9 protein-coding genes and 1 pseudogene are annotated in these 8036 nt (G+C 71.1%); 3 read left to right on the top strand and 7 right to left on the bottom strand.

All coding sequences use genetic code 11. From position 1 onward, the window contains the following. Positions 1 to 94: 94 nt before the first annotated feature. The 3 genes and pseudogenes from ABZ656_RS54365 to ABZ656_RS54355 form a co-directional block, all read left to right on the top strand. Positions 95 to 949: pseudogene (locus ABZ656_RS54365) on the top strand (ATP-binding protein); the annotation flags it as partial. Between the two features lie 225 nt (positions 950 to 1174). Further along, on the top strand, positions 1175 to 1642 hold the full coding sequence (locus ABZ656_RS54360) for a single-stranded DNA-binding protein (RefSeq protein ID WP_360279645.1): 468 nt from the start codon (positions 1175 to 1177) through the stop codon (positions 1640 to 1642). A gap of 274 nt (positions 1643 to 1916) precedes the next feature. Continuing rightward, positions 1917 to 3326, top strand: coding sequence for a Cys-Gln thioester bond-forming surface protein (locus ABZ656_RS54355; RefSeq protein ID WP_101405106.1), 1410 nt, complete (start codon positions 1917 to 1919; stop codon positions 3324 to 3326). 121 nt (positions 3327 to 3447) lie between these two features. Here ABZ656_RS54355 and ABZ656_RS54350 read toward each other — a convergent pair whose 3' ends face one another. The 7 genes from ABZ656_RS54350 to ABZ656_RS54320 all read right to left on the bottom strand — a co-directional run. Continuing rightward, positions 3448 to 4080 carry a sigma-70 family RNA polymerase sigma factor gene (locus ABZ656_RS54350; RefSeq protein WP_101405105.1) on the bottom strand — a complete coding sequence of 211 codons (633 nt, stop codon included), beginning with the start codon at positions 4078 to 4080 and terminating at the stop codon, positions 3448 to 3450. A 120-nt stretch (positions 4081 to 4200) separates the two neighbouring features. Further along, positions 4201 to 4911 (bottom strand): hypothetical protein, encoded by a 711-nt coding sequence (locus ABZ656_RS54345; RefSeq protein ID WP_101405104.1) that lies wholly within the window; start codon positions 4909 to 4911, stop codon positions 4201 to 4203. A 249-nt stretch (positions 4912 to 5160) separates the two neighbouring features. Next, positions 5161 to 5919, bottom strand: coding sequence for a YcnI family protein (locus ABZ656_RS54340; protein WP_101405103.1), 759 nt, complete (start codon positions 5917 to 5919; stop codon positions 5161 to 5163). A gap of 30 nt (positions 5920 to 5949) precedes the next feature. Further along, a complete protein-coding gene (locus ABZ656_RS54335) occupies positions 5950 to 6537 on the bottom strand; it encodes a hypothetical protein (RefSeq protein ID WP_101405102.1) in 588 nt (195 codons plus the stop codon). A 170-nt stretch (positions 6538 to 6707) separates the two neighbouring features. Beyond that, positions 6708 to 6983, bottom strand: a complete 276-nt coding sequence (locus ABZ656_RS54330; RefSeq protein WP_129592301.1) for a hypothetical protein — start codon at positions 6981 to 6983, stop codon at positions 6708 to 6710. A 121-nt stretch (positions 6984 to 7104) separates the two neighbouring features. Further along, positions 7105 to 7623 (bottom strand): hypothetical protein, encoded by a 519-nt coding sequence (locus tag ABZ656_RS54325; RefSeq protein WP_101405101.1) that lies wholly within the window; start codon positions 7621 to 7623, stop codon positions 7105 to 7107. Between the two features lie 101 nt (positions 7624 to 7724). Continuing rightward, on the bottom strand, positions 7725 to 8036 hold a 312-nt coding region (locus ABZ656_RS54320; protein ID WP_360279638.1), incomplete at its 5' end, for a vitamin K epoxide reductase family protein.

Here is an 8036-nt window from a genome sequence, read left to right as displayed (position 1 = left end):
GGCGGTGCCCGCGACGGCGCCGAACGCGGTGGAATCGCTGCTGAAGCGGCTCAGGCCGTTGTAGCCGAAGACCAGGGCGAACGGACTGTTGTCCGGCCAGTTCCTGGCCGAGCGGGGCGCCGCCGCCCGTCGAATTTCGGCCGATCTCGACGCGGCCGCCACGCGGCTGCGTCCCGTCTACTCGACCGGGCGGCGTACGGGGCTCAGCGAGGAGGCGCGCGACGAGTTCGCGGACCGGCTCGCGGACGCGGTGGGCGCCACGGCGGCCGGTCAGGCGGCCGAGCGCGCGTGGCGCCGCAACGCCAACCGCGCGTGCGGCACCCCCTGGCTGCGGCTGTGGCGCTGGGTCCAGGACCGGGGGGACTCGACGACGGGCCGGCTGTCGGTACGGGCACCCGCGGACGAGGAGGCCACGGCCCGGCAGCGCGTCGAACAGGCGGTGCGTACGGTGGCGGACCGGGCGGCCCGCGGGCTGCCCGCGCCCTGGGCGCAGGCGGTGCGCGAGGCGGCCGTGCGCGGTGCGCAGGGGCTGCCGGAGGCGCTGGACGAAATGGCGACGCGCGCCACGACACCGGTGGGGCGGCCGCCGCGGCCCGGCTGGTGGCCGGCCGCCGTGCTCGCGCAGGCCTCGATGACGATTCTTCAGATCATCGGCGGGCTGTGGCTGCTGGGGCAGATCATCGGGTTCATGGCGCCGAACCTCGGTGTGCCGGTGCTGCTGATGTTGGCGGGCATCATCGGCGGCCCGGCGGTCGAGTGGGGCAGCAGGATGGCGGCGCGCGGACCGGCCAAGCGGTACGGGCTGGAAGCGGAACGGCGACTGCGTGAGGCCGCCGCCGGGTGCGGGAGGGCGCGAGTGCTTGATCCGGTGGCGGCGGAGTTGCTGCGGTACCGGGAGGTACGGGAGCAGTACGGGCGGGTCACGGGGGCGTCGGCGCCGGTCGGATGACGAGGAGGCACTCCACGGGCTGAAGTGCCTCCACCTCTTCGGGTGACGCGGTTGTCCACAACCGGCCGGTAGCACACAGGGCTCAGCGGGCCCGGCCCGACGAAGGCAGTCTGAACTCGCGGCGATCGCAGCGCATGCGAACGCAGAGCGTGTGAACGCAGAGCACGCGAACGCGAAGCATGCGCCCGCCGCGACAGACGCATTCGTACGGGAGAGGAATCAGGCATGAACGAGACGCTGGTGTGTGCGGTGGGGAACGTGGCGACGCATCCGGTCTACCGAGAATTGGCAAACGGCGCGTCGGCGAGGTTCCGCCTGGCGGTGACGGCGCGGTACTGGGACCGCGAGAAGAGCGCCTGGATGGACGGGCACACCAATTTCTTCACCGTGTGGGCGAACCGCGCGCTCGCCACCAATGTGGGGGCATCGCTGTCGGTGGGTGATCCCGTCATCGTCCAGGGCAGGTTGAAGGTGCGTACCGAGGTACGCGAAGGACAGAGCTGGACGTCGGCGGACATCGACGCGGTGGCCATCGGCCACGACCTCTCGCGCGGCACCTCGGCCTTCCGGCGCCCGAACAAGGAAGGGGACGCAACTGCGTCCCCCCGGCCCGAGCCCAACTGGGAGACGGAGCCGGAGAGTCGTTCCCTGGACGTCTCCCAACAGCAGCTGGAACCCGCCGGAGTGACCTGACGCCAGATGCGGAAACGCCTTGGCCGGGCGACCTGACCGAACTGCGGCTTATCGACAAATCCGTTCCGGACAGTCCCCATTGATTTGTCGATAAGCGCAGCTCACAGGCTCGCCGACCGATAACGATTCCGATTCGGATCGGTTATCCGACGGCAGGACCGGGAAGCGCGGTGCGCCCACGTCCTTAGGATGCCGGGCATAGCTCACGGGGCTTCTGATTCTGCTGGCGGGACCGTCCCCCCATGTCAACGGGTCCTGCTCGAAGGGGAATTCTGTGTTTTCTTCGTTCTCTGCGTGGTCCGCGCGCAGGCGAGGGGCCGCTCGCCTCGCCGCCGCGACGTTGGTGTCGGGGCTCGTCGCCGCGGGGGCGTTGGCCACCGCCGGTGCGGCCGCCGCCGACGATGCCCCGCAGAGTCAGGGCGGCGCGACCGCGACCATCGGCGGTCTGAAGACGTACGGGGCCGCGGTGGTCCACGACAACGGCGTGGACCAGCAGGTGTCCGCCGGTCTGTTCGAGATGTCCGTCGACGGCGGCGGCATGCTGCAGACGTACTGCATCGACCTCCACAACCCGACCCAGCGGGACGCCCAGTACCAGGAGACCTCCTGGAGCGGCACCTCGCTGAACAGCAACAAGGACGCCGGCAAGATCCGCTGGATCCTGCAGCACTCCTACCCACAGGTGAACGACCTCGCGGCGTTGGCCGACATGGCCGGTGCGCACGGCCTCACCGAGCAGGACGCGGCGGCCGGCACCCAGGTGGCCATCTGGCGGTACTCGGACGGCGCCGACGTGGACGCGCTGGACCCGCAGGCGGAGAAGCTCGCCGACTACCTGCAGAAGAACGCGCGGAACGTGGCGGAGCCCAAGGCCTCGCTGACCCTCGACCCGCCCGCGGTCTCCGGTCACGCCGGCGAGAGGCTCGGCCCGATCACGGTGCACACCGACGCGGACAGCGTGACGGTGACGCCGCCCGCGGACGCCGCCGCCAGTGGGGTGAAGGTCGTCGGCAAGGACGGCAAGGCGATCACCTCGGCGACGGACGGCAGCCGGCTCTACTTCGACGTGCCGAAGGACGCCACGGACGGCTCGGCGCCGCTGACCGTACAGGCGTCGACGACCGTGCCGGTCGGCCGGGCCTTCGCCTCGGGGACCCGCAGCCAGACACAGATCCTCGCGGGCTCCAGCGAGTCGACGGTCTCGGCGACAGCGACCGCGAACTGGGCCAAGGAAGGCGCGATACCGGCGCTGTCCGCCACGACGAACTGCGCCAAGGGCGGCGTGGACGTCACGGCGACCGTCACGGGCGACGCGCCGTTCACCTTCGGGCTGATGGGGGCCGAGCACACCGTCGCCGCGGGCAAGTCCCTGACGGTGACGGTCCCGCTGCGGGAGGACCAGGCGTACGACTTCACGCTGACGGGTCCGAACGGTTTCGAGAAGCACTTCACCGGCATGCTCGACTGCAAGACACAGGGCAGCGCGAGCGACATCACGACCCAGACCGTCGGTGAGCCGAGCCCGGCCCTGGCGAGCGCCGACTCCACCGGGGGCACCAACCTCGCCGAGACCGGCGGCTCCGGCGCGACCCCGATCATCACGGGCATCGCCGTCGCCCTGGTCGTGATCGGCGGCGCGGCGGTGTTCCTCCTCCGCAAGAAGAAGGCACCGGCGCAGAACTGAGCACAGCGGCACCGCACCTTGGCAACTCAACAGTGAGTGACCGCAGCACGGTGACTCCGTGAGCCGCGGCCCCGGCCCGCCCCCAGGCGACCGGGGCCGCGCCCCTTTCCGGCCGCGCCCGTCAGGCCATCGCGCCGACCAGCTCACGCCGCTCGGGCATTCCACAGCGTTCGGCGTCGGACAGCGAGGCGATCAGGGCGCTGCGGGCACGGGCCACGCGTGAGCGGACCGTACCTATGGGGCAGTCGCTCACCAGGGCCGCCTCCGCGTACGGCAGTCCGAGGAGCTGGGTCAGCACGAAGGCCTCGCGACGCTCCTCGGGCAGTTCGGCCAGGAGTTCGTCGAGCGCGATGCCGTCGTCGAAGCCCGGCAGGCCGCGCGGCTGGGCGCGTTCGGCTGCGAGTTGCCAGTCGTCGGAGTCGGCCAGCCGGGGCCGGGCCGCCGCGGTGCGGAAACTGTCGATCACGGCCCGGCGTGCGATGGCCAGCAGCCAGGTACGGGCCGAGGAGCGGCCCTCGAAGCGGTGCAGGCTGCCGAGGGCGCGCAGGAAGGTGTCCTGGGTCAGGTCGTCGGCGGTCTGCGGGTCCGCGCCCAGATAGGTGACGTAACGGCATACGTCGCGGTGCAGGGCGCGCACGAACTGGTCGACGGCGTCGGGGTCACCGGCGCGGGCGGCCAGCGCCCAGGCCGTCAGCGACGCGTCACGTGAGGTGGGCAGGGCAGGAGTGGTCACCTGGTGTCCTTCTCGGGTCATCCGGGATCCGGACCCGGCGCGCGAGGGCGGCCCGAGGGTCCGGTGATCGAAACCGGCCGCACGAGGGCGTACGGCCGAGGCCCGGGGCGCACAGGGGCGGCCTCGGGGAACCGGCTGTCTTCAGACGACAGCGGTCCCGGCGGGCGGACCCCGAGAAGTGATCGCGTGGACGAGAAGGAGCCGGCGCGGGGCGCGGGCGGAGCGGTCACGGCGGACGCGCGGGCGCGGGCGGCTCACCGGCGCGGGCAGCGCGAGCGGCAGCCGCAGCGGGGCTGCCAACAGGCCGGCGAGGGACCGCAGGACACGGAAGACGGCGCGCTCTCCGTGCGCGAGCCAGAGGCCGCAGAGCAGGGCGGCCAGCAGGTGGGCGGCGAGCATGCCGAGCGAGGACGACGTGCCGTCCGCCGCGTGCCCCAGGTGATCCATGACGCCCATGTCCATGGCGTCCATGCGTGTCGAGTCCATGGGCACGGAGTTCCGGGACATAGAACTCATGGACATGGGACCCATGGGCATGGAGTTCATGTCGTGGCCGGTGAAGACCGAGGCCGCCGCGCCCCACACTCCCAGGGAGCCCGACGACTGCGCGAGCGAGAACACCGAGTGGAGTACCGCCTGCGCCGCGACCACCGCGGACACGATCAGGGGCAGTCCGCGTTCCCGGCCGGCCAGACACCAGCCCGCGCCGCCGATCAGCGCGCCCGAGCCGCCCAACGCCCACCAGGGCACCGTGCCGCCGGACATCATCACGTGCCCCAGGGCGGCGAGCAGCACACAGACGACCGCGAACACCGCGGCCCGTACCGTGCGAGAACACCACCCAGCAGTCATGGCGGGCTCATCCTCGCATCCGGGCAACAGGCTTCATGGGAGGGTACGGAAATTTCTCACCCCCCACTCATGCGCGGGCTCAACTCGCATCGGACGCACGGTGTTCACGAGCGGGCTGGTGGGGGGAATCCGTCCCGCCGGCGGAAGGCGAGGTCGGCGGGACGGCAACCGCTCTGCGGGTGGTCATCGGCCGGTGAGAGCCGATGGGAGCCGGTGAGAACCGGTGAGAACCGGTGAGAGGCCGCTCGCCTACTCGGAGCGGGCACCCCGGCCGCGCGCGAGGGCGTAGCCGGCCGCGGCCAGGCCCAGGACGCCCACGACCAGTCCGGCGATGCCCAGGCCACGGGCCGTGGAGTCACTGCTCGACGTCGAGCCGGCCGCGACGGCCGGCGCCGAGCTCGACGACGAGGACGAGGCGGAGCCCGACGCCGAGTCCGAGGTCCCGTCGGAACCCGTCTCCGCGTCCTCGGCGGTCAGGGTGAGCACCGGCGCCGGGTTCTCCGGCTCTGCCGCGCCCTTCTGTTCCTCCTCGATCCAGCGGGCGACGTTGCCGTCCGAGTAGGTCTGCAGGGTCTTGAAGCTCAACTGGTCGGTGTCGTCGGGCAGCTGGCCGAAGGCGACGTTGAAGTCCTGGTACTGGCCGTGCCGGATCCGGCCGCCGGTCCAGGTGATCTCCGAGACAGCCTCGGTGATGGTGCCGTCGTCGGTCTTGACGGGCGTCTTGAGCTTCGTGGTCGTCACCTGCGCCGTCCAGCCCTCCTGAGGGGTGACGAGCACGCCGAGGACCGGATGGTCCGTCGGCAGGAAGACCTGCACCTTCGTGGTGCTCGCGGTGTCCTCCTCGTTGGGGACGCGGAAGGTGAGAACACCGTCCGTGGCTCCCTTGGCGTAAGTCTCGGGGTGGACCGTCACATGCGCGAAGGCGGCGCCTGCGGCGGCCAGGACACCGGCCGTGGTGAGGGCGGCGACAAGGCCGGCGCGGCGCAGGGTGGTGCGAATCGGGGACATCAGGGGAACTCCGTACGGGTGGGGATGCGGTCAGGGCGTGTACGCGAGCCCTGCCGGTGGTCCCCGACGGGAGACCGCGTGGCGCAGCAGCAGTTGCCGAAGCGGCCGGGGTTCCCGCGCGGTCCGGCGTACGACGGCCGGCCGGGTCGGTACGGCGGACCACCCCGCGCGCACCCGCCACCAGGCGGCGAGCCCCGGTACGAGCGCTGCGGCCCGTCGCAGCAGGAACCAGAACGCGGCTTCACCGCGCCGCAGCCACCAGGTCGCGAGGAGGGCGGCCACCACGTGGGCGGCGGTGGCGTGCGGTGTCATGGCGTGCCCTGCTGGGTTCGCCATGTGCGCGCCGTGCATGTCCATCGCCATCCGCGGACCGGCCGCCTCGAAGGCGAGATGCAGTCCGGCCTGGGCAGCCAGCATCCCGCCGCCGATCCCGACGAGCGAGCGTTCGCGTCCGCCCAGCAGCCAGCCGGCCGAGAAGACGGCGAGGAGCCCGGCGCCGTCCGCCCACAGCGGCGGCGCCTGACCGGTGGCCAGCCCGTGCCCCCCGGCGGCCAGCAGCACGCACAGCACGGCGAACACCGCCGCGCGCAGGCTCCGTACCTCTGGGGACGCACTCATGGAGCCCAGATACTGCCATGGCGCGCGAACGGCCGTCGCGGCTTCCCGAGCAGCTGCTTCCTCCAAGGCCGTCCGGCGGCCTCGAAACGCCGCTCGGACAGGGTCCGGTCGAACCGGGGAGGGAGGAAGAAACCTGACATACCGCTTCGCTGTGTCGTGCTCGACGACTGTCAGGGCGTAGCGACCGAAGTCGCCGACTGGTCGCCGGTGGCGGACGACGTGGAGGTCGCGTTAGCAGCCTCGCTGCTATCACGCTGCCGCCGTTTGCCGTGTGACCAGCTTTCCCGGTCTCTGAGCACTACGGCGACACCGCCACGATCCGGCGCCATCAGCGCATCGCGCCCGCCCGTCACCAGCCGGCTCTTGCGCCCGAACCGCCGGCCTTCCCACAGCGGCAGCGACTCCAACTCGGGGGCCCGCAGACCTGCTTCGATATCCAGCTCCATGGCAGTCTCAACGCACCCCGATCGAGGGGTCACGGATCACCACTGCCCTGATGCAGCATCAACCCACCGGATTCGAAACGGGCACGCTGATCAGGACATTTGGAGAAGCACAACCGGAGTGCTAATCCCCCTCTCCCATGCCGACGTTCGCCCCGGGCACCGTCTTCAGAAGTGGTCCGAGGACGGCGACCTGAGGGGGCTTCAGGTCCGGCAGACCGTAGTGGTCAGGGTTGGGTGCGCTGAGCGGGGTGTCCACGGCCAGCCCCGGCGTCAACGTGGTCAGATCAGCGGCGGGCGCGTCCGCCCCGAGGTGATCGAAGCCGTGCCCGAGGAGGTTCGGAAGGGGCGTGCTCAAACCCGCCCCGGGCAGTCCGGCGCCGACCGGCAGTCGCGGCACCGCCTGGTCGGGGAGCAGTCGGCCCTCGACGTACCGCGGTCCCTCGGGTCCGCCCGGCATCGGCACCGGAAGCTCCCCGGCGATCTTGGGTGTCTGCAGGTTGAGGGCGCGCCCCACGCCGTCCAGAGGTACGGGGACGGGAACCTTTTCGGCCGCGACGGCCGGCGTCACGGCGGCGGCACCCATCGCTGCCGCGACGCCGGTGACGACGGCGGCAAGAGTTCCTCGAGTGGTCGACTTCATCTCAGGTACGGTCCCTTTCAGGATTCGGTGGATCTGCGTCCATACCGGGTAACGATGCTGAGAACGCCTTCAGTTCAAGATTCCCCTGACGGACCCAATAGTCAGCTCGTCCAGAAATTCCACCAGCGGGTCAGTACCAGCATCCCGATGATCCCGATGTGCACGACCGGCAGGACCCAGGTGAACTCTCCGAGGAATCCACGCAACCAGCCGGGCGCGGGCAGAAATGCATGTCGTACGTTGAACGACGTCACGTACCAGAACATGATGATCGTGGCGACCCACGCCAGACAGCACCAAAGGCACAGCGCGTTGATGCGGTACAGCGACTGGAACTGGAGCCAGGTGCAGAATCCGACGCCGAAGACGGTGCCGGCGTTGAAGGTCAGCCAGTACCAGCGCGGGTAGGTGGC

The organism is Streptomyces sp. NPDC007095, from assembly GCF_040634475.1.
GTDB lineage: Bacteria > Actinomycetota > Actinomycetes > Streptomycetales > Streptomycetaceae > Streptomyces.
This window is presented reverse-complemented; position numbering and strand designations above follow the sequence as displayed.

Bases quoted from the DNA above. Each gene is read 5' to 3' on its own strand.
- ABZ656_RS54335 (WP_101405102.1), bottom strand. From the start codon at position 6,537: ATGAGTGCGTCCCCAGAGGTACGGAGCCTGCGCGCGGCGGTGTTCGCC.
- ABZ656_RS54360 (WP_360279645.1), top strand. From the start codon at position 1,175: ATGAACGAGACGCTGGTGTGTGCGGTGGGGAACGTGGCGACGCATCCG.
- ABZ656_RS54345 (WP_101405104.1), bottom strand. From the start codon at position 4,911: ATGACTGCTGGGTGGTGTTCTCGCACGGTACGGGCCGCGGTGTTCGCG.
- ABZ656_RS54340 (WP_101405103.1), bottom strand. From the start codon at position 5,919: ATGTCCCCGATTCGCACCACCCTGCGCCGCGCCGGCCTTGTCGCCGCC.
- ABZ656_RS54330 (WP_129592301.1), bottom strand. From the start codon at position 6,983: ATGGAGCTGGATATCGAAGCAGGTCTGCGGGCCCCCGAGTTGGAGTCG.
- ABZ656_RS54350 (WP_101405105.1), bottom strand. From the start codon at position 4,080: ATGACCCGAGAAGGACACCAGGTGACCACTCCTGCCCTGCCCACCTCA.
- ABZ656_RS54325 (WP_101405101.1), bottom strand. From the start codon at position 7,623: ATGAAGTCGACCACTCGAGGAACTCTTGCCGCCGTCGTCACCGGCGTC.